The sequence below is a fragment of the Rhodococcus sp. KRD162 genome (genome assembly GCF_017168335.1).
Classification (GTDB): Bacteria; Actinomycetota; Actinomycetes; order Mycobacteriales; family Mycobacteriaceae; genus Rhodococcoides.
In genome coordinates this window covers 255,341-275,999 of record NZ_JABFAU010000002.1, presented here as the reverse complement: position 1 = coordinate 275,999, position 20,659 = coordinate 255,341, and the positions used below count along the sequence as shown (strand labels likewise).

Genomic DNA, 20,659 nt, shown 5'->3' with positions numbered 1-20,659 from the left:
CCACGCGGGTGCCGTCTGTGCTTCAGCGCCCGCTGTCGACGGTGTCGTCGATGATCTTGGCCAGTTCCTCGGCCATCGGTTCGCCCAGCATGTCGACGTGATCGCCGGAGATGTCCACGAAAGTCAACTCTCCGTGAGCGACCGTCCGCCACGACCGAGCGTCCCTGACGTTGTCTGCTGTGCGAACCACGGTCATGGAGCCTGACCATGGCGTCGGCACGTGCTTGTTCAGCGCAACGTACCCGATGCTTGCGAAGACCAACCATTCCATGGTCGTGGGGTACCGCAGCAACCCGGCGAACTGCATCCGAAGCCACAGGGCAGCGGTGCCGATGCGGCCGAGATGGAAACCCGCCTCTTCACGTGTCTGTGCCGGTGGGGCGGCAGGAACCTCGGTGCCTCCGGGCAACTTGTCCAGCAAGTGCCGGAACAGTCGAGTGTCGAGCAGGAGCAGATGCGGCGAGCCGAGGCCGCAGTCGCGGATTCTCTCCGCCATCGCGATGGCGATCCAACCACCGAGCGAGTGGCCGACGAGATGGAACGGCCCTTCGGGTGCAACGGTCCGAATCGCGTCGACGTATCGCTTCGCAGTTTTTCGCACCGTTCGGTCCGGTAGTCCACGCTTGCCCCTGCCGTGTGCCTGCAGCGCGTACACCGGGTGGTCCTGGTCGATGTGCTTGACGAGATTGAGGAATGCCAACGCGCCCACACCAGCTCCGCCGATCAAGAAGATCGGAGCCTTGCTGCCCTCGGTGCGCAGAGGCACCAGTACATCGTGTTGTCCGGTTGTGCGCCGACGAGCGGTGGCCGCCTCGCGCAGTCGAGTATCGACCGTCTCGGCGAGAGTCCGGACAGTGGTCGCCGCGAACATGTCTTCCGCTGTGAGGTCGACCTTCAGTCCCTCACGTAGTCGGGCCAGCATCGCCGTGGTGGTCAACGAGTTGCCGCCCAACGCAAGGAAATCCTCGTCCCGGCCGATGGAATCCAGCCCGATGGCGGCTCTGGCGGCCTCGGCCACGATGTATTCGGTGGGGCCGACCGCGGTGCGTTCGACGCGTCGGTCCGCCGGCTCGGGCAGCGCGCCGCGATCGAGCTTGCCGCGTTCGTTGCGGGGCAACGAGTCGATCGCGACGATGTGCGTGGGCACCATCCATTCCGGCAGGGTCCGGCGCAGCGATGTTCTGATCTGGCCCACGGAGGGACGCTTGCCGGACTGGGCCGAGCACACGTAGGCCACCAGATCGATGTCGGTGCCGACGCGCCTGCTGATCACTGCAGCGTCGCCGATCTCCGGTAGTGCCCGGAGAGCTGCTTCGATCTCGGCTGGTTCGACCAGATACCCGCGGACCTTGACGGCGTCGTCGATGCGCCCGGCCAGGTGCAGTATGCCGTGTTCGTCGAGTCGTCCGAGATCGCCGGTGCGGTACTGGAACTGGCCGTCGCCGAGTGCAGTGAATCTTTCGGAGTCGAGCCCCGCGTCGCCGACGTAACCGTCGGCCAGGCACGTCGCGGTGACCTGGACTTCGCCGATCACGTGGGGCCCGCACAGCGAGCCGTCCGCGGCGAGAACTTCGACGAGCTTGCCGGGGACAGGTTTTCCTGCAGGCAGGAAACCGGACGCGGGTGCTCGCTCGGGCGGGAAGGCGCTGTAGGCGACACCGCCGGCCTCGGTGGTCGCATACCAATTGACCAGTGTCGCTGGGGTTTCGATTCGCCGGCGAAAGTTCTCGACGTCGTCGGAATGCAGCGGCTCCCCGTAGGTGGTCACCATCCGCAGGCTGGGTGCGCTCACGCGCCCGGATACGGGTTCGGCGGCGGCGAGTGCCCGCAGCAGTGATGTCGAACAGTGCAGGGTGGTCAGGTCGCCGTCGGTGATCCACTCGATGGTGCTGGTCGGGATGCCCGACCGCGGGTCGCGGCAGGAGACGCGGGCCCCGCTGAGCAGCCCGGCGAACAGCGTGTTCAACCCGGCACCGAAACTGACCGGAAGACAGTTCCCGACGCGGTCGAGCGGGCTCAGTGACAACGCGGTCGCAACCTCGTAGGCCTTGGTCAGGCACATGCGATGACTGATGATCACGCCCTTAGCGGTTCCGGTCGACCCGGACGTGTAGTTGATCACTGCAGTGTGGTCACCCGACAGGGTCGGCAGTGGGACGCACGAGTCCATGGCCGCGGCGACGGTAGTGGCGTCGATCGGGGTTGCGCCTGCCTGGTCGATGATCGCGGCGCGGCGTTCCGCGGGAAGCATCGGGTCGAGTGGCACGAGCGGGTGGCCCGCGGCGACGATCGCCAGCATCAGCACGATCGAACTCGCGGTTTCGTCGGTTTCGACTGCGAGCGGACGCGAGTCGGTGGGAAACAGTGTGGCGAGCTTTCGCGCCTGCGAGTATGCGCGGTGGAGGAGCTCGTCGAAGGTGAGCGAAGTGTCGTCCGAGGACAGCGCAACGGCGTTCGGGAGTGCGTGCGCCACTTCGCGGTAACGATCCATCAGCGTGTCGCGGCGCTCGGGACGACACAGTGGGGCCAGCGTCAGACGGGTTGGCTCATCGATGTCTTGAATCGACATGATTCTCCTTGCACGAGCCCGACCCGCGTTGCCAGAGTTGGTTTGAGTCGTCTCAAACCTACTTGAAGACTGTTTTACTCTTCAAATGTAGACGGCGTTCACCTTTTCGTGCAACCCGAAAACCGGACATTCCGCAACAATTCGGCATCGTTGCGTAATGCCCGGTCTGCTCAGAGCGGCAGGTCAGAGATCTGCGATGGCCTCCAACGGCCGGGTGCGCGCTGCTCGTACCGCTGGCCACAGTGCGGCCAGCACTCCGACCACGGCGGATCCGAACAGCATCGACACCACCTGACCCCAGGGCACGGACATCGATCCGAGGCCTTCGTCGCGCAGCGTCTGCACGAATCCCCACCCGAATGCGATACCGAGGACCACGCCGACAATCGCGCCGAACAGGGCGATGAGCAGTGATTCGAGATAGATGATGCGCCGAACCTGAGGTCGCTGCATCCCTATCGCCCGCAGCATGCCGATCTCCCGGCGACGCTCCACGACGGACAGGGCAAGGGTGTTGACGATGCCGAGCACGGCGATGACGACAGCCAGCGCCAACAATCCGTACAGAACGGCGAGCAGGGTGTCGATCTGCTGCCCCTGGCTGCCTTTGAACTCGTCGACGTCCTGAACCTGGACGACGACGAACGGCTTGGTCGCGGCCTCGAGGTCGGTGCGGAGCGTACTCAGGTCTGTTCCAGGCGCAGCCTTGACCAGAACCAGGAGGTCGGATCGGGTGATGGACGGCGTGACCTTCTGGTAGATGTCACCCGACACGATCCAACTTCCGATCAGCGGATTGTCGGTGAAGATGCCGGTGACGGTGACCGGAACCGAGGCTCCGTCCACCGTGTCCAAGGTGACCTGGGTTCCGATGGTCCATCCGCGGTCGGCGGCCTCGGACTGCGATACCGAGAAGCCGTTGCTGTCGAGGTCCGCGCTGCCCTGGACCATCGACAGATCGAGTAGACCGTCGGGGGAGCCGTCGATGGCGGCTCCGAATTCTTCCTGGCCTGCGATCGAGACGAACACCGGGTGAAGGACGGCTGTGCGTTCCACACCCGGTACCTGTTGGGCGGCTGCGGTGGCACCGGTCGGAACACCGATCGACTGCGGTCCCGAGAGGATGTAGTCCGCCTTGACGCCGGTGTCGACGAGCGAATCGACACTGGCTTTCGCGGTGGATCCGAGCACGCCGATCACGGTGACGAGCATGAGGCCGAGCATCAGAGCGAACGCGGTGGCCGCGGTGCGACGTGGGTTACGAACCGAGTTGGTTCTGGCGAGTCGTCCGATCGCTCCGAATGGGCCGGTGATGACGGCACCGAGCGCCCCGACGATGGGCCGTGACAGCGATGGTGCGGCCAGTGCAGTCGCGACGATGAGGGCAACCGCGCCTGCGCCGACGGTTGCCGCTGCCACTCCGCCCGTGGACTGCGCACCGATCACCAGTGCGACCGCGCCTGCGACTCCCAGTCCGATCCCCACGAACGTGCGGGTGCGCAAGCTGTCGCCCGCGGAGGCGAACTCTTCGCGCATTGCCGCGACCGGCGGAATCTTGGCTGCCCGCCGTGCGGGTGCGTACGCGCTCAGGACGGTGACGATGACGCCGACCGCGAACGCGACGACGACGGTGCGGGGCTCGAGTACCAATGATCCCGACGGCAGACCCAGATCGAAGGCGTTGAGCAGTGCGCGCAGACCGTAGGCGAGACCCACTCCGCCCACGAAGCCGAACATGCTTCCGATGACGCCGACGACGAGAGCTTCGAGGACCACCGATCGGCTGACCTGGCCACGGCTGGCCCCGATGGCGCGCAGCAACGCGAGCTCGCGTACTCGCTGGGCGACGATCATCGAGAACGTGTTGTAGATGATGAACGTGCCGACCAGCAGTGCGATGCCGCCGAATGCCAGCAGGAAATAGTTGATGAACGAGAGCGCTGTCTGGACCTGCGCCTGAGTCTCGGCCTGCACGTCCGCGGCCGTCTGGACTTTCAGGTTCGGTAGTGCCGCGGCGATCTCGTCCCGCAGATCACTCTGGGTCAGACCCTGAGCGGAAAGGTTGTCGCCTGCGACGTCGATGTACTGCACATGGCTACCGTCGGTGAACAATTCGTTCGCCTGGCTCTGTACGAACTGGACCCCGATGAAGCCGCCGGTTTCGGTTGCCGTGGAATAGATTCCGGCAATCGTGATATCGATGATGCCCTTGGATGGCACCAGCACCCGGGCGGCGTCACCCACCTTCAGGCCGGCTCGGTCGGCCCCGCCGGAATTGATCGCCACCTGCCCGGGTGCAGTGGGAGCCGAACCGTCGACGAAGGTCTCCGGATCCCCGAGCCGTTGGTCGTCCGGGAGGTACGACTCGCCGATGGTCGGTGCGCCACCGGACTGAACAGCGGCACCGTCGGAGCCGAGAAGTACGAGCTGGCCCCCGACGTACGGCGACACCGCGCGCACGTTCGGCAGGGCCGCGATCACGGCGATGTCCTCGTCGGGGACGCCACTCGAACGCGGGTCCTCGGGGCTGACTCGAACGTCTGCGCCTTGGGCGGTATCGGCGAACAGTGACGAGAACGTGCGCTGAAGGGTGTCGGTGAAGACGAACGAACCGGTGACGAACGCAGTGCCCAGGACGACGGAGAGCACGGTCAGTGCCAGTCGAACCTTGTGCGCAGCAAGATTTCTCAGCGACACCTTGCGCATGGGATTGCCCGAGGTCGTGCTCGGAACCTTCTTGGAGGCAGATTTCCTGGAAACGGAGTGCGCCATTATCGGACCGTCTCGAGCTTCTTCATCCGCTCGAGCACGGCGTCGGCGGTGGGCGAGTTCAGCTGGTCGATCACGGAACCGTCGGCGAGGAACACCACCCGGTCGGCATAGCTGGCCGCGCGCGGATCGTGTGTGACGATGACGACGGTCTGCTCGAATTCGTCTGCGGCAGTGCGCAGAATCGAGAGCACCTCGCCTGAGGAGCGAGAATCGAGGTTACCGGTGGGCTCATCGCCGAAGACGATGTCGGGTCGACCGGCCAGCGCGCGGGCGCACGCCACTCGCTGCTGCTGCCCACCCGACAGTTCGCTGGGGCGGTGATCGAGGCGATCGCGCAGGCCGAGGCGGTCGACAACGGTGTCCAGCCATCCTTGATCGGGGGTGCGGCCGGCGATATCGAGAGGGAGTGTGATGTTCTCGAGCGCGGTGAGGGTGGGCACCAGATTGAATGCCTGGAACACGAATCCGATTCGATCTCTGCGTAATCCGGTCATCTCCTTGTCGGACAACGCGGTCAGTTCGGTGTCGCCGATCGTCACCGTCCCCGAGGTCGCGGTGTCCAGGCCGGCCAGACAGTGCATCAGTGTGGACTTTCCCGAACCCGACGGGCCCATGATGGCGGTGAATTCTCCGCGCGCGAACTCGACGCTCACCCCGGACAATGCGTGTACCTGGGTGTCCCCGGAGCCGTAGACCTTCGATACGTCGACCGCGCGTGCGGCAATGTCGCTCATAGGGTCCAGTGTTTCAGTGTTCTGTGTCGGTCGCTATCAGGGGAGACCCTGAACACGCCCCTATGATGGGCGTCATGCGCATCGGAGCACACGTCCGCGACAGCAGCGACCCTCTCGGTACGGCCGAGGCGCTCGGAGTGGACCTCGTCCAGATGTTTCTCACCGATCCGCAGAAGTGGAACAAGCTCGCCCCGCACCCGCAAGGCGAGGCGCTCAGGACCGGCGACGTCGATGTGGTGGTGCACTCGTCGTACGTCCTCAATGTCGCGAGCTTGAACAATCGAATTCGCATTCCGTCCCGCAAGGCCGTCGTCGAGCAGGCTGCTGCCGCGGCCGATATCGGGGCCATCGGTCTGGTCGTCCACGGCGGTCATGTACGCGAGGGCGAGGACACCGCCAAGGGAATCGACAACTGGCGCAAGCTCTTCGAGCGGCAGGCCGAGCAGGGCGGCTTCGCGGTGCCGATCTTCGTCGAGAACACCGCGGGAGGGGACTCTGCCATGGCGCGGCACTTCGACGATATCGCCCGACTCTGGGATGCGATCGGCGAATTCGGTGCCGGTTTCTGCTTGGACACCTGCCATGCCTGGGCCGGGGGCGAGGACCTGGTGGACGCGGTCGACCGCATCATGGCCATCACGGGACGGATCGATCTGGTGCACTTGAACAACTCGCGCGACGACTTCGACTCGGCCAGGGACCGGCATGCGAACCTGGGCACCGGAACCATCGATGCCGAGATCCTGACTGCCGTCGCGATGGCGGCCGACGCTCCGGTGATTCTCGAGACGCCTGCCGAAGGGATCGAAGACGACGTCAGGCTGCTGAAGAGCCTCTGACGTCGGCCGGCGTGGCCGCCAGGTGGTGTATGGCTGTCGACCACAGCCTGAGCAGTTCGTCGACTCCCTGCAGGCCGCCGGCCCAGCTCACCCGCGCCGCAGCGGTACCTGCGTCCGTCGCGACGAGGTCGATCTCGATGGTGTGTTCGCCGCTGGGCTCGCGAGGCGCGCCGTCTCGCACGAGGATCTGCGCGCCGCCGCGCGCGGCCAGCATCGGATAGTTGCGGGCCAGCGCATAGTCACGTCCGGCGTTCGGTACCGAGTCCAATCGCCGTGCGACCTCGTCGACGAGGCGCTGGGGGTGAGAAGACATCGCGAGAGCGTCGGTACCGACGGCGGGGAGGCGGATCGGGTGAACGGCACCCGTGCCGTCGAGATCGAGATCGACGAGCACGCCTGCCGAGGAGCCGCGGTGACTGTTCCGCTGCCACGTGCACACTGCCGATCCCAGGGCCGCCAGCAGCAGGACTCGGCGCGGACCGTGGGGTAATGCGAGAGTCGTCGAGTTCCACTCGGGTAGCGCAGCGTGGCGACCGAGCAGTGGCCTTTCCGCGGGCGTCAGCACCGCAACCCAGTACGGAACCTGTTCGGCAACCTCTGTGCAGAGGGTGCGGCCGAGCTCGGCCGGGCTGATCGTCTCGCGCTGCCCGAGTTTGAGCGGTGCACACACGGTCACGCCGAGGAACCCCTTCCGATACGAATTGTCCTAGCCTTACCTAATTCAGACAGGCTAGCTCGAGTCGGAATCGGTTGCCAGAACACCCCGACTGAATCGGGTCAGTCGGCCGCGCGCAGCACAGGAATGCCGGGCGCGATCGGCAGCGTCCCGGTCTCGAGATCGGCGAGCAGGCCCTCTGACCAGGTCAGCAGACCGGCGACGTCGAGACGGTGCGGAGGGTTCGATGCGAAGCCGACGAGGCGGTCGTGCCCCTGCCGGAGCAACGAACCGGCACCGACGCGGTTGCCTCGAAGCAAATGGGTCAATCCCACGGCGAGTTGGGCAAGGCCCTGCCACAACTCACGCTCGGCGTCGGGGCAGCTCTTCCACGTCGCTTCGAGCACCTCGTGCGCGTGGAACGGCATGTTCGCATCGAGAAAGCGCTGAGCCTCGACCATGGCAGCTCCGGGCGGTAGCCGAAGATCCTCGGGTACCCGAGGTGTTCCCGATCCGCCGCGGGCGAGGGGGCGCCCGAGACCGTCGCGAGGCCGTGCATTGAGCGGTTTACCGCGCGCATCGCGCTCGCGTTCGGCCATGGCGGACACCCTAGTGGGCGAGCACCTCCCGTGGTGGTGCTACCTCCGGTTCACCGTCGTGACGACGAGCGCACGGTGACGAACCCGAGGGCAGCGAGCGCCGCAGCCGAGGTCGCGACCATCGTCGTGGACACAGCGATCGCGTCGTTGCCGAGTGCACCGACGATCGGTGCGACGATCGCACCGAGACCGAACTGAGCAGCCCCGAGCAATGCGGCTGCACCACCTGCCGCCTCGCCGTGCCGAGACAGCGCGAGCGCAGGCGCGTTGGGCATCACGAAACCGACGGCACCGAGTACGAACCACAGCGGAATGACGAATCCGGCCATGCCGCCGATCCCCGCGACCGCGAGCACAGCCATGACAGCACCGGCGACCACCGCGAAGGACAGTGCGGACAACACGATCTGCACCGGGGCGAAGCGTCCGAGCAGAAGGACGTTGACCTGGGAGGCCCCGATGAGGGAGATCGCACCGGCGGCGAAGACGATGGCGAACTGCTGCTCGTCGAGGCCGAACTCCTCCTGCAGGACGAACGAGGACCCGGCGATGTAGGCGAACAGCGACGACATCGCCAGTGCGGCGACGAGGACGAGTACGACGAACTCGGCGTCGCGCAGCAGTGAGCGGTAGGTCCGCAGCACCGGCATGACGCCGCTGGCGCGGCGGCGCTCGGGCGGCAGGGTTTCGCGCAGGGACACGATCGCCAAGGTCATCAGTGCGACACCGATGACGGCCAGCGCGGCGAAGACGAGGCGCCACGATCCGACCAACAACACGGCCCCGCCGAGCGAGGGTGCCAGCACCGGGGCGACTCCCATGACGAGCATCAGGCGAGAGAGCACGGTCGCGGCGGCCCGACCGGTGAACAGATCCCGCACGATGGCCATCGCGACAACCGCTGCGGCCGCAGCACCGAGCCCCTGTACGACGCGCAAGCCACCGAGAACGGCGATGTTGGGAGCCACGATGCAGAGAACGGAGGCGAGGATGTGCACGCCGGTGCCGACGATGAGCGGCAGGCGTCGACCGACGATGTCCGACAGCGGCCCGATGACCAGCTGCCCGAGGGCGAGACCGATCAACGTGCCTGCGAGGGTGAGCTGCACGGCCGAGGACGGGGTGTTCAGATCCTCGGCGATGGCAGGCAGCGACGGCAGGTACATGTCGATGGTCAAAGGGCCGAGGGCGATGAGTGCGCCGAGGACGAGGATTACTCGCAGTCGTTCTCGAGATGTCGGTTCGGTAGCGGGAGCGGACATGCCCGTCACGGACGTGTCTGGTGCCGAGTTCTCAGGTGCTGATGTATTCGGTGCTGGGGCCACCAGAAGTTCAGCAATCGGGCGGCCGGTTCTGTTCCCGTTGCTGACTACAACTTTCGTGTTCTATGCCACCGCGTCGGACAGGACCGTCAGCTTCTCGACCTCCTGGCTGGTCAGAGCCAGGGCCGGCGCATCGAGCAGGGCAGGCAACTGAGAAATCCTGCTGGCGCTGGCGATCGGCGCGGTGATGCCCGGGCGCGCCAGCAGCCAGGCGAGGGCGACGGTCGATATCTCGGCCGAGCGAGACTCGGCGATCTCCCGCAGACCCTGCACCACATCGAGACCGGCATCGGAGAAGTAGCCGCTGGTCAGTCGTTCACGCTGCTTTCCTGCGAGGTCTTCTCGGGTGCGGTACTTACCCGTCAGGAACCCGGCCGCGAGAGCGAAGTACGGGAACACCGCCAACTCGTTCTCGACGGCGAGGGTCTGCAACACACCCTCGTAGTCGTGACGCGCGACCAGGTTGTAGTGCGGTTGCAGCGCGACCGTACGCGCGAAGCCGTGCTCTTTCGCCAGCTCGAGCCACTCTCGCACACGCGCGGGAGAGTAGTTCGAGATGGCGACGTAGCGGATCTTGCCGGCCTCGATCAGTTCGTCGAACGCGGCGAGGGACTCGACCAGCGGGGTCTCGTCGTCGTCGTAGTGCGCGTAGTAGACGTCGATGTGATCGGTCTGTAGCCGCGCCAGCGACGCGTCTGCCGCGGCACGGATGTTGTCCGGGGCGAGTCCGCGGAACTCGGGATGTCGGCTGACCTTGGTGGCGATGACGACCTCGTCGCGGTTGCGGCGCGCTCTGGTCCAGTTGCCGATGATGGTTTCGGATTCGCCGCCGGAGTTGCCGTCGGCGAACGCGGAGTAGGAATCTGCGGTGTCGACGAAGTTGCCGCCGCCTGCGGTGAAGGCGTCGAGTATCTCGAAGGATTCGGCCTCGTCGCTCGTCCAGCCGAAGGTGTTCCCGCCGAGGGTGAGCGGAAAGATATCAAGATCGGAATGTCCGATGGCAACCACGAAGTACTCCTTACGTCGGCGAACAACTCGACTGTACGAGGGAGTGCAGGCTCAGTGCCACGTGTGATCCACCAGAGCGGTACGCGGGCCGAACTTCGGCTTGGTGGCCTTCCCGCTGAGGTACAGCAGGCGAATCGCGCGATGCCGATGCGGGGCCAGCGGCTGCAGATACTCGACCATTTCTGCGTCGTCGATGGGCCTGCCCAACAGTGACCAGCCCACCACCGCCGCGAGGTGATAGTCGCCCACCGAGAGTGCATCGGGATCTCCGAGGGCGCGTTGTGCGGTCTCGGCTGCGGTCCAGATCCCGACGCCGGGGATCGCTCGGAGCCTGCGCGCAGCGTCCTCGGGCTTCATCTCCGATGCTTCCTCCATGCGCCCGGCCGCCTGCGCGGCGCGGACGATGGTCTTGGACCGAGCCGGGTCGACGTTGGCGCGGTGGTAGTCCCAGGACGGAATGCGCCGCCACACGTCGGGCGTGGGGAAGACGAACATCGGCTTCGGGGTCGGCCCCGGTGCCGTCTCGCCGAACTTGCTCACCAGATACCGCCACGAGCCGAACGCCGAAAGGCCGTGTACGCGTTGCTCGATGATCGCCGGAATCAGAGCCTCGAGGACCAGTCCGGTGCGGCCGAGGCGCAGGTGCGGCAACTGCCGGTGTGCTTCTCGCAGAATCGGATGCTCCGGCTCGAAGGTGGCCGCGTCGTCGTCGCGGCCCAGCAGCGCCGGTGCCGCGTCCAGCAATTCCGGTGCGCCTGGCCCCCACGCTCGGGCCTGCACGCTGGTGGGCGAGGACTGCAGCAAGCGGTACGTCACCGGACCCGAACTCATCCTCGACGTGCGCCAGACGGCACCGTCCGGTGTCGACTCGTAGGTGGGGTCGCCGCGGCCCCGGCGCAGTGGCGACAGGGACATCCGGACGTCGATTCGCTGTTCGAAGGTGATCAGGCGGGTGAGGCCGTCCGGATCGGTACCAAGGGACGAGGTGTTCTCGGGCATGTGGTCGGGTCACCTCCGTTGCAGTCGTGGCCGATGGGTTCGAGAGTCCCTGCCAGGGCCATAGTCAACACCCTTGCAGACCGGGCCGCACGTGTCCGTCGGCTGCACCGACCCTGCTTCTGATCGACCGTCCACCTGCTTCGCTACGATGCGGTGTGATTGCTCGCAGATCGGCGAGAGTGTTCGAGCGCACCGTCGTTGCTCCGATCTCCTCGTCGGCGGCGAACGCCGCCGCCCGCGTGGGACAGGAGTCGTCGTGACCCGATCGACCGAGGGGTCCTCGCCCCGCGCAACGGCGTCGAGTGCGACTGCATTCGTCGGTATCGCATTCGCGTTTGTCGTCGCGATGATGGGCACGACGATGCCGACCCCGCTCTACGCACTCTACGAGGTCGAATTCCACTTCTCCGTCTTCGTCGTCACCCTCGTGTTCGCGGCATATGCCGCCGGTGTGATCGGGGCGTTGCTGGCATTCGGTCGTTGGTCCGATTCGATGGGTCGACGCCCGATGTTGCTGGCGGCCATAGCGTTCGCAATGGTCAGCGCCGTAGTGTTCGTGTCCGCCGGCTCGTTGACGGCATTGTTGATCGGCCGCGTGCTCTCTGGAATCTCCGCCGGAATCTTCGTCGGTACCGCGACGGTGACACTGATCGAGCTGGTACCCGAACAATGGCGAGATCGCGCGTCCGCGATCGCCACCGCAGCGAACATCGGCGGCCTCGGGCTCGGTCCGTTGGTAGCCGGAGTACTCGTGGAGTACCTACCGCAGCCGCTGCGACTGACGTTTTTCGTCGACATGGTTCTGCTCGTCGTCGCAGCAATCGCGGTGTTCCTCGCGCCCGAGACCGTGCGGGTGCAATCCGGCGCTCGGCCGCACCTGCAGCGATTGTCCGTTCCACCGAATGTGCGCGGCAACTTCGTGCGTGCCTCGATCGGAGGGTTCGCCGGCTTCGCGGTACTGGGCTTGTTCACCGCCGTCTCACCGGGTTTCGTCGGCGGTGTGTTGGGGATCGGCAATCATGCCGTCACGGGGATCGTGGTGTTCGCGGTCTTCGCCGCCTCGGCGACGGCGCAGATATCGCTGCGCGCCGCCGATCCTGCGTCGGCGCAGCGGTGGGGATGCGCGATACTGCTGCTCGGTCTGATGCTTCTGGCCGGATCACTGTTGCTGACATCACTGGCGGTTCTGGTGGCGGCGGCGCTGGTCTGCGGCGTCGGACAGGGCGTGACATTCAGTAACGGCATGGCCGCGATCGGTGCCGAACTGCCGCCGCACCGTCGGGCGGAGGTGACCTCGACCTTCTTCGTGGTGCTGTACATCGCGCTCTCGCTACCGGTGATCGGGGCAGGGGCAGTGGCGACCGCGTGGGGTCTGGTGGCGGCGGGAGTGGTGTTCGCCGCAGTGACAGCGGTGCTCGCGGCGGTTGCGTTCGTGCTGTTGACCATCGATGTGCGCAACTCTCGGGCCACTGCGTCCTGACCGAGTCGCGATGCTCGGATTCCGGCCTTCGTTCCGCCGCGATATCGCTGTTGCGCTTGCCGAGTACGAGGTAACCGAGGACTTCTCTTTCCCGACGGGCATGGGTGCATAGCCGTCACGAAGTCTCCGACGGTCGTCGGGGCGAGTCAGCCGGGGTTTGTCGGTGGCCCGAAGTAGGGTCCTGTCCGTGATCATCGTGAGTACGGACGGCTCGTGTCTGCGCAACCCCGGCGGAGCAATCGGGTGGGCGTGGGTCAACCACACGGGTCCGAGCAAATCCGGCGGCGAGCCCTCGGGCACCAACCAGATAGCCGAACTCCGTGCTCTGCTCGAGGCTGTCCTTGCTCACCCGGGTCCCGAGCCGCTGTTGATCGAGTCGGACTCGCAGTACGCCATCAAGTGCGCGTCCGAGTGGCTCGCGGGCTGGAAACGCAAGGGATGGAAAACGGCGAGCGGCACCCCGGTACGCAATCTGGAGTTGGTGCAGAGCATCGAGCGAGCCATCACCGAACGTGAAGGGCCGGTCCGATTCCGCTGGGTCCGCGGCCACGTGGGCAACCACTTCAATGAAGCGGCCGACGCCCTGGCAGGCGAAGCAGCCCGGGCCGTCGCCGCGGCGGGGGCGAACGCCGGATCCAAGCCCGCGGTGGCTGAACGCGCCGCGCGTGAAGTACCGCAGTCCTCGGAGCCGGAGATCGCGACACTGTTCTGAGGGGCGGGCCCGTCGGTCAGCCGCGGGGCCGGAGACGAGCGTTCGGCAGCTCGGGCGCATGCAAACGCGGGCCGGGGTAGCCGTCCACGGTTCCGAACTGGCCGTTCTCGGCCTCGTACGCGGCTCGGTATTCCGCGACGTCCTCGTGGCTGCGGCCGACGAAGTTCCACCACATGACGATCTGCTCGCCGAGCGGCGGGCCGCCGAGCAGAAGAAACCGAACCGCATCCTGCGTCGAATTGTGTAGGTGCAGTTCGCCGTGCCCGGGCTCGAGGTAGCCCAGCTCGGCAGCGTGGAGTTCGTGCCAGTCCGGCCCGGACTTCAGGGCCACGTCACCCTGATCGACGATGATCCCGTGCTCGAAGGTGCGGTCGATCTCGAGCGTGACCCGGGCTCCGGCGTCGAGCACGATCTCTGCTCCGAGCAGGGGTGTGTACGTCGCCACCGGCGAGGTCTCGCCCAGAGCTGTGCCGAGGAAGACCCGGCCGGTGAGACCGGGTGCGGTGACAGGTTCTGGTACGTAGTGCTCGAATGCCGGTGCCACGAATCGAGAGACGGCCGGGAGTACCACCCACAACTGCATTCCGTGCAGAATGTCGTCCTCGGGGGTGGACACCTCGGAGTGGCTGATGCCCTGCCCTGCGGTCATCAGGTTCAGCTCCCCCGGCCGCACCATCGCATGCGATCCGATGCTGTCGCGGTGCTCGATCTCACCGGAAAACAGCCAACTGACCGTCTGCAAACCGGTGTGCGGGTGCGGAGCGACATCCATCCGCGAGCGCTCCGGTCCGTAATGGTCCGCGAAACACCATGCACCGATCAGGGAACGATCCTTGTGCGGCAGGGTGCGCCGAACCTTCATGGCGCGCGGGCCGCCGAGTGGAACCTCGCGCGGAGTGAGAACCTCGATCACGTGTGCTCCCAGATGTCGGTGTCAATTGTGAAAACGGTGCCTTCGTCGAGCTCCGCTGGGGTTGAAGGCATGGTCACAGGCTATGCCTCGGATGCCCGAAAAAAATTCGAAAGAATTTCCCATCCGATACCCATCCACCCCGTGAGGTGCAGCGAATCCAATCTGAGACACCCGCTGCTGCTGTCGCCCCCGACCGCCGTCAGTAGTGGGTGTCTCCCTTTTTGCCCACGTGAGCCTGCGTGAGGACGTCCCTTCGTGTCGAGTCCAACTCGCTGAGCCGACTGATCAATCGATCGGTATCGAGGCCCGAGCAGCCGACGGCGAATTCGTGCAGCGAGACTCCGGCGTGGAATGCGGTCCGCACATCACGGTCGTACAGGACGTCGACGAGGTTGGCGAACCGTTGCGCGGCGAACTCGTCGACACCGGCAAGCGCCGGAATCTCCGTGACCGTCAGGCTCGTCGTGGCCTCGACCATCCTCAGGTAGTCGCCCGTCGAACGGGGCGCGCAGCACAGTTCCGCAAACGTGTGGCCGTCCCGCGCCGGGTGCAGGCTCCAGGTTCCCGACGCAAAGCGCGACCCACTGGTGCCGACCGAGCGGTAATCGACAGGGCCGTCGACGCACACCACGTCGAGGTGCTCTTTCAGCCTCTCGATCGTCGGGACGAAGGCCGGGTGGAACAGCGGATTCGGTAGCAGGTCGTCGGGTGCGTAGTTCGAGGTGAGGACCAGAACGATGCCGCGAGCGAACAAGGCGTCGAGCATGCGAGTGATGAGGCGGGCATCGCCGATGTCGTGGACATGGAATTCGTCGAAACACAGCAGTGATGCGGTAACGCGGCCCGTGGTCAGGATCTCCTCGATGGCCGCGTCGATCGCGAATCCGTGGCGAAAGTACGCCCGGTGGAGGTCGCGGAAGAAGCTGTGGAAGTGGACGCGTTTCTTCGCCGGGACGTCGACATGGGCGAAGAAGGTGTCCAGCAACCAGGTTTTGCCGCGGCCGACGGGACCCCACAGGTAGATGCCCCTCGTGCCGGGCGTCGACAGTGCGTCCGCGGCGGCGGCTTGGGCGTCGTCGAGTGTGAAGGTGGCATCGAAGACGCGTCGGGGTGGAGTGGGGCGCATGAATCGAACCGTACGCCGGCGGCCTCTACATTTGTAGAGACCGTGTGTAGGCTCACGTTCATGGATCGCCGAACCGCCATCGCCGACGCAGCCCTCGAGGTCGTTGCCCGCGACGGCCTGCGCGCGCTGACCCACCGTGCGATCGATTCGGCCCTCGGTTACCCGGCCGGGTCGACGTCCTACTACTTCCGTACCAAGTCCGATCTACTGACGGCGGTGGCCGCACGCCTGGTGGAGCTGTCGCGAACATCGTTCGTGGACATCGCGGGCAACGACGGTGATGTGGCCACCGTGGTCGCGCAGTACCTACATGATGCGCTCACCCATCGCATGGTCCACCTCCAGGCTCGCTATGCACTGATGCTCGATTCTGCTGTTGCACAGGATGTTCGAGCAACGCTGGCTGGTTCGCTCTTCTCCCGCGAACGCGCTCGCGAATTGTTCGACGATCCCGAGCACGGGGACGGCCTGGTCTCGCTGTGCGAGGGCCTGGTAGCGGATGTCGTGTTCGGGCGTCGCAGATCGAATGATGTTGCAGCGATGAAAGTTCCGATTTCCGTCTACCTCGAGGGTGTCAGAAGTTCACTGCGTGGGAACTCGCCGGACACCGGTCTCGACTAGCCTCGCCGATCATGCGATGCGGTGGGTACTTGTCGGTGGCATGCGTAGGCGCTCTGCTTCTGGCGGGGTGCAGTACCGACTCGACCGCAGACCCGGCGGCGTCGGACAGTGACGCAGCGCCGCTCGGTGCGTTCGATCTGCAGGCGCATCGCGGCGGCCTCGGCTTGGTCACCGAGAGCACCATCGAATCCTTCAGCAATGCACTGCAACTCGGGGTCAGCACCCTGGAACTGGATACGCAGATCACCGAGGACGGCATCGCGATCGTCACACACGACCGCAAGGTTTCGGATAAGAAGTGCGTCGATACCGGCGCGGTCACGCCCGGAGATCCGGAGTATCCGTACGTCGGAAAGTTCGTCAACACGCTGACCCTCGCACAGGTCGGCACACTGGACTGCGGTGCGGTACCGCTGGCGGACTACCCGGAGCAACGCCGAGTACCCGGGGCTCGCATGCCGACGCTCACCGAGGTGCTCGATCTGGTGAAATCGGTCGATGCCCCCGAGGTGAAGCTCAACGTCGAAACCAAAGTCGAGGCGGCCAGCCCGACCGAGACCGCCCCGCGCGAGCACTTCGTCGACACAGTGTTGGGAACCATTCGCGATGCGGGAATGCTGGACCGGGTCACGGTGCAGAGTTTCGACTGGGGCGCACTGAAACTGGTCCGAGAAGCCGAACCCGAGGTGCCGTTGGTGGCCTTGACCAACGGCGATTTCCTGCAGGTCGGCCAGGACGGTGCTTCACCCTGGCTCGGCGGAATCGATATCGACGATTTCGATGGGGACGCCATCGCCGCTATCGACTCGTTCGGAGCGTCGGCCTATTCGCCCGTACAAGGAAATCCGCAGAGCGGCAAGGTCGACGATCCCGACTTCGAGCTCTTCGTCACCCGAGAGATGGTCGACTCGGCCCACCAGCGCGGAATCCGAGTGATCCCGTGGACCGTCGACGACCCGGACACGATGCATGCGTTGATGGACTTGGGCGTCGACGGTCTGATCACCGACTATCCCGACCGCGCGCGCACCGTCATGAGCGAGCGCGGCCTTCCCCTCCCTCAGCCCGCGCGATGAGCGCGCGGCCTGGGCGTCACAACGGCGTGGGCGTCACAGCGGGTAGCCCACTCCGGTCAACTTCTCGCTGACGTCCCACAGCTTCGCTGCGAGGGCGGGATCTTGAGCCATGCGAGTCATGGACGCTGGGCCCGGCTTGCCACGCGATTCGAACAGCGAGGTGGGGCCACTGTAGGTACCGCCGCCCGCTACGTCGACTGCGTAGAGCGTGGGTAGTGCTCCGGCACTGGCAGATTGGGAGATCAACTTCAGTCCGATGGGTGCGAGCGCGGACAGGATCTTGTTGCTACCCAATCCGTCCGGGCTCGAGTACAGCTCGGTCGAGGAGATTCCGGGGTGCGCGGCGTTGCTGGTGACCTTCGATCCGGCCTTGTCGATCCTGCGTTGCAACTCGAGCGCGAACAGGATGTTCGCGAGCTTGGAGTTCGCGTAGCCGCGCTGTGGGTTGTAGCCACGTTCGAGCTGAAGATTGTCGAAGTCGAGTCTGGGGCGCTGCCTGTGTGCGACCGAGGCGATGGTGGTGATCTTTGCGTTCTCGGAGAGCTTGGGGAACAGTAGCCCGGTCAGTGCGAAGTGACCGAGATGATTGGTGCCGAGTTGGAGCTCGAATCCGTCCACGGTCTCGGTTCGCGATGCAGGCATCATCACGCCGGCATTGTTGATCAGCACATCGATCGACTCGGGTGCCGACTCGGCGTACTCACGCACCGAGGCCAGATCGGCAAGGTTCAACACGGCCGTGTCGACTTCTCCGTTCGGTGCTTCCGCGCGAATCTTCGTCGCTGCAGCCTCGGCCTTGTCCTGATTACGGCATGCCAGCGTCACGTGGTTGCCGCGCTTGGCCAGGTCCAAAGCGGTGTAGTAGCCGATACCGGTGTTCGCTCCGGTGATGACAACGCGTTTCTGCTTGGTTTCGGGCACGGCGCCAGGCTACCGCCCCGTTTTACACTTTGCCTATGGCCGGAGCAGAAACCGAAGATGCGGACCCCCCGAAGGGCACCAGCAATCCCGCAGCCCGGGGTCTGCGTGGTGCGGGATACACCTGCTTGGACGATTTGGTGGGAGTGCCGGCGGCGGAGCTGAAGAAGCTGCACGGTGTCGGGCCGAAAGCACTGACGGTCATCCAAGCCGAATTGGAGCGGACCGGCCGATCATTGGGCTGAGCGCTCACCCCAGTGGCTCGGACGAATCAGGGAATCAGGCAGCATGGTGGCCAGGTCACCCCGCGTCGCATTGATCTGGAACTGGGTGGCGTAGATGCTGCCGCTTAGGTCCGCGCCTCGGACATCGGCCCCGCGCAGGTCTGCGCCGACCATATCGGCCAGACGCAGGTCCGCCCCGCGCAGATCGGCTCCGATCAGATACGCACCGCGCAGGCTCGCACCGCGCAGGTCGGCACCGGCGAGCTTCGCTCCGATCATGTCGCGACCGCGGTAGTTCTTCTTGCCCTTCACTTCTGCGCGAACCAGTTCGCTTGCCTCCAGTAGCAGTTCGTTCACCCGAGAGCGCAGGGCCGGAACAGGCACCGACACCAGAATCTCGGGCGTCGCCGAGGTGAGGGTCTCCAGTTCGGCGTATTGGTGATCGAGCCGATTGTGCAGGGGCGCTGTCGATGTCCGCTCCCGTGCATCCGCCAGGTACCACAGCAGCTCGTGCAGATCACGCATGATCGGAAACACGGCGAACATCTGCGACGAGTTCGACGGCTGCTGACGCCAGTCGCGTCCTCCGAACGTGGACTGCGAGACCTTCTGGCCCGCACCGAAACAGTCGTACACCGTGCATCCGGGAAAGCCCCTCTCCCGGAGCGAGGAGTGGATACCGCAGCGAGAGTCCTGCTCGAGGTGGGGGCACGGCTGCCCGGCGGCCTTGTCGATCGCGAAATCCGAGGACTTCGCGAAGGGCAGAGCGACACAACAGAGTCCGAAGCAGCTGCCGCAGTCGGCCAGCAAATTCTCGGACGGACGCATGCGTCCACTCTGTCCCTCCGTGTGCGGCACCGTCAAACGAGATTCACCGAGGTAGGTCGAGGAGAGCGATGAGCTTCTTCGGGGCCCGCGTGCAGTAACTGTCGGTGATCAGTTCGCCGAGTTCTGCGTGGTCCACGGACTCGTCGAGCAGCATCCCGATGATCTGCGGGCCCCAACCCGGCGCGAAGAAGCCGGAACGTGCAGACAGAGCGTCGAGTTCGATTCCGCTGGAGCGGAAGATCAGGACGTGGGCCGGTCCGGTAGTTCCGGCAGCCCGAGCGAATGCAGGGGGAGTACCGTCGAGAATCTCGAGTACATGGGCGAACGTGCGAGAACGCACCCGCCAACGCGTGCCGACCCACGCCTGTTCTTCGTGTGTTTCGGGCAGCGCCAGGCAGATCCCACGGACGGCGGATTCCCAATCCATCGGGCACTCCTCATGCGCGCACAACGGGTTTACAGTATTTCATCGAGGCAGGAGGCATCGCCATGGCGGAATTCGATTACGGCGAGGTGGTGTCCGCGCTGCGCGGTGCTGGGTGCGTGTTCGCCGAGGAGGAAGCCGAGATCCTGATCGAGTCCGCCTCGTCGCCCGCCGAGCTGACGCCACTGCTGGAGCGACGTATTGCCGGTGAACCGCTCGAGTACATCGTCGGCTGGGTGTTGTTCTGTGGTCGACGCGTCACCGTCGAACCCGGCGTCTTCGTCCCGCGCCGCAGAACCGAGTTTCTCGTCGAATGTGCTGCAGCACTGCGTCCTTCGGTTCTACTGGACCTGTGTTGTGGTTCCGGCGCGGTAGGTCTGTCGGTCGGTGGCGTCACCGAATTGCATGCCGCCGATATCGACGACGCGTCGGTGGACTGTGCCAGGCGCAACCTCGACGCCATGGGAGCGACCGTGCACCGCGGCGACCTGTTCGACGCGCTGCCGCCGGAGCTGCACGGCAGATTCGATGCCGTGGTCGTCAACGCTCCCTACGTTCCGACGAGCGATATCGAGCTGATGCCGCGGGAGGCGCGGGACTACGAGCCGCACACCGCGCTCGACGGCGGCGCGGACGGTGCCGGCATCCATCGTCGGGTGGCGGCCGGAGCGGGGCAATGGCTGCATTCAGGTGGCCACTTGCTCATCGAAACCAGTGCAGCACTGTCGGATTCGACGCTCGACGCAGTGCTCGAAGCCGGGTTCACCGGCCAGGTCCGCGAATCCGAGATGTTCGACGCGGTGGTGGTGATCGGGTCGACGGGTGGGTCGTGACCCGCAT

The 20,659-nt window shown here is 65.5% G+C and carries 20 protein-coding genes; 7 read left to right on the top strand and 13 right to left on the bottom strand.

What is annotated here, in order from left to right; all coding sequences use genetic code 11:
- Positions 1-22: 22 nt before the first annotated feature.
- The 3 genes from J1M87_RS02435 to J1M87_RS02425 form a co-directional block, all read right to left on the bottom strand.
- Positions 23-2,569: an alpha/beta fold hydrolase gene (locus J1M87_RS02435; protein WP_206487382.1), complete on the bottom strand. Its 2,547-nt coding sequence runs from the start codon at positions 2,567-2,569 to the stop codon at positions 23-25.
- Positions 2,570-2,752: 183 nt separating this feature from the next.
- Entirely contained in the window at positions 2,753-5,275 is a 2,523-nt protein-coding gene (locus J1M87_RS02430; protein ID WP_206487470.1) for an ABC transporter permease, read from the bottom strand.
- A 65-nt stretch (positions 5,276-5,340) separates the two neighbouring features.
- Entirely contained in the window at positions 5,341-6,075 is a 735-nt protein-coding gene (locus J1M87_RS02425) for an ABC transporter ATP-binding protein (RefSeq protein ID WP_206487379.1), read from the bottom strand.
- A 74-nt stretch (positions 6,076-6,149) separates the two neighbouring features.
- Between J1M87_RS02425 and J1M87_RS02420 the strand changes: the two genes are divergently transcribed.
- Entirely contained in the window at positions 6,150-6,914 is a 765-nt protein-coding gene (locus tag J1M87_RS02420) for a deoxyribonuclease IV (protein WP_206487378.1), read from the top strand.
- Here J1M87_RS02420 and J1M87_RS02415 read toward each other — a convergent pair.
- From J1M87_RS02415 to J1M87_RS02395, 5 genes are all read right to left on the bottom strand, one after another.
- Positions 6,892-7,590, bottom strand: coding sequence for a hypothetical protein (locus tag J1M87_RS02415; protein ID WP_206487375.1), 699 nt, complete (start codon positions 7,588-7,590; stop codon positions 6,892-6,894). The two genes, J1M87_RS02420 and J1M87_RS02415, sit on opposite strands and share 23 nt — an antisense overlap.
- 101 nt (positions 7,591-7,691) lie before the next feature.
- On the bottom strand, positions 7,692-8,168 hold the full coding sequence (locus J1M87_RS02410) for a DUF309 domain-containing protein (protein ID WP_206487373.1): 477 nt from the start codon (positions 8,166-8,168) through the stop codon (positions 7,692-7,694).
- Positions 8,169-8,218: 50 nt separating this feature from the next.
- The gene (locus tag J1M87_RS02405; RefSeq protein ID WP_206487371.1) at positions 8,219-9,430 is read right to left on the bottom strand and encodes a multidrug effflux MFS transporter; all 1,212 of its coding nucleotides are present in this window, start codon (positions 9,428-9,430) and stop codon (positions 8,219-8,221) included.
- Between the two features lie 123 nt (positions 9,431-9,553).
- A complete protein-coding gene (locus J1M87_RS02400) occupies positions 9,554-10,498 on the bottom strand; it encodes an aldo/keto reductase (protein WP_206487369.1) in 945 nt (314 codons plus the stop codon).
- A gap of 51 nt (positions 10,499-10,549) precedes the next feature.
- Positions 10,550-11,497: a DNA-3-methyladenine glycosylase gene (locus J1M87_RS02395; RefSeq protein WP_206487367.1), complete on the bottom strand. Its 948-nt coding sequence runs from the start codon at positions 11,495-11,497 to the stop codon at positions 10,550-10,552.
- Positions 11,498-11,753: 256 nt separating this feature from the next.
- On the opposite strand from J1M87_RS02395, the gene J1M87_RS02390 reads away from it, so the two are divergent.
- Together J1M87_RS02390 and J1M87_RS02385 are read left to right on the top strand one after the other, a co-directional pair.
- Complete coding sequence (locus J1M87_RS02390) at positions 11,754-12,977, top strand: MFS transporter (protein WP_307830712.1); 1,224 nt, start codon at positions 11,754-11,756, stop codon at positions 12,975-12,977.
- Between the two features lie 187 nt (positions 12,978-13,164).
- Positions 13,165-13,689: a ribonuclease H gene (locus tag J1M87_RS02385; protein ID WP_206487363.1), complete on the top strand. Its 525-nt coding sequence runs from the start codon at positions 13,165-13,167 to the stop codon at positions 13,687-13,689.
- Between the two features lie 16 nt (positions 13,690-13,705).
- Here J1M87_RS02385 and J1M87_RS02380 read toward each other — a convergent pair whose 3' ends face one another.
- Positions 13,706-14,551 carry a pirin family protein gene (locus J1M87_RS02380; RefSeq protein WP_206487468.1) on the bottom strand — a complete coding sequence of 282 codons (846 nt, stop codon included), beginning with the start codon at positions 14,549-14,551 and terminating at the stop codon, positions 13,706-13,708.
- Positions 14,552-14,801: 250 nt separating this feature from the next.
- Positions 14,802-15,728, bottom strand: coding sequence for a cell division protein ZapE (gene zapE / locus J1M87_RS02375; protein WP_206487361.1), 927 nt, complete (start codon positions 15,726-15,728; stop codon positions 14,802-14,804).
- A 60-nt stretch (positions 15,729-15,788) separates the two neighbouring features.
- Here zapE and J1M87_RS02370 point away from each other — a divergent pair, with 60 nt between their 5' ends.
- Positions 15,789-16,349 (top strand): TetR/AcrR family transcriptional regulator, encoded by a 561-nt coding sequence (locus J1M87_RS02370; RefSeq protein WP_206487354.1) that lies wholly within the window; start codon positions 15,789-15,791, stop codon positions 16,347-16,349.
- 11 nt (positions 16,350-16,360) lie between these two features.
- On the top strand, positions 16,361-17,425 hold the full coding sequence (locus J1M87_RS02365; protein WP_206487353.1) for a glycerophosphodiester phosphodiesterase family protein: 1,065 nt from the start codon (positions 16,361-16,363) through the stop codon (positions 17,423-17,425).
- Positions 17,426-17,458: 33 nt separating this feature from the next.
- Here J1M87_RS02365 and J1M87_RS02360 read toward each other — a convergent pair whose 3' ends face one another.
- Entirely contained in the window at positions 17,459-18,346 is an 888-nt protein-coding gene (locus tag J1M87_RS02360) for an oxidoreductase (RefSeq protein ID WP_206487351.1), read from the bottom strand.
- Between the two features lie 35 nt (positions 18,347-18,381).
- On the opposite strand from J1M87_RS02360, the gene J1M87_RS02355 reads away from it, so the two are divergent.
- Entirely contained in the window at positions 18,382-18,588 is a 207-nt protein-coding gene (locus J1M87_RS02355; protein WP_206487342.1) for a DNA-binding protein, read from the top strand.
- Here J1M87_RS02355 and J1M87_RS02350 read toward each other — a convergent pair.
- Positions 18,577-19,395 (bottom strand): pentapeptide repeat-containing protein, encoded by an 819-nt coding sequence (locus J1M87_RS02350; protein ID WP_206487340.1) that lies wholly within the window; start codon positions 19,393-19,395, stop codon positions 18,577-18,579. The genes J1M87_RS02355 and J1M87_RS02350 overlap by 12 nt on opposite strands.
- A 43-nt stretch (positions 19,396-19,438) precedes the next feature.
- On the bottom strand, positions 19,439-19,822 hold the full coding sequence (locus tag J1M87_RS02345; protein WP_206487338.1) for an MmcQ/YjbR family DNA-binding protein: 384 nt from the start codon (positions 19,820-19,822) through the stop codon (positions 19,439-19,441).
- A gap of 62 nt (positions 19,823-19,884) precedes the next feature.
- Here J1M87_RS02345 and J1M87_RS02340 point away from each other — a divergent pair, with 62 nt between their 5' ends.
- Entirely contained in the window at positions 19,885-20,652 is a 768-nt protein-coding gene (locus tag J1M87_RS02340) for a putative protein N(5)-glutamine methyltransferase (protein WP_206487336.1), read from the top strand.
- The last annotated feature ends 7 nt before the right edge of the window (positions 20,653-20,659 follow it).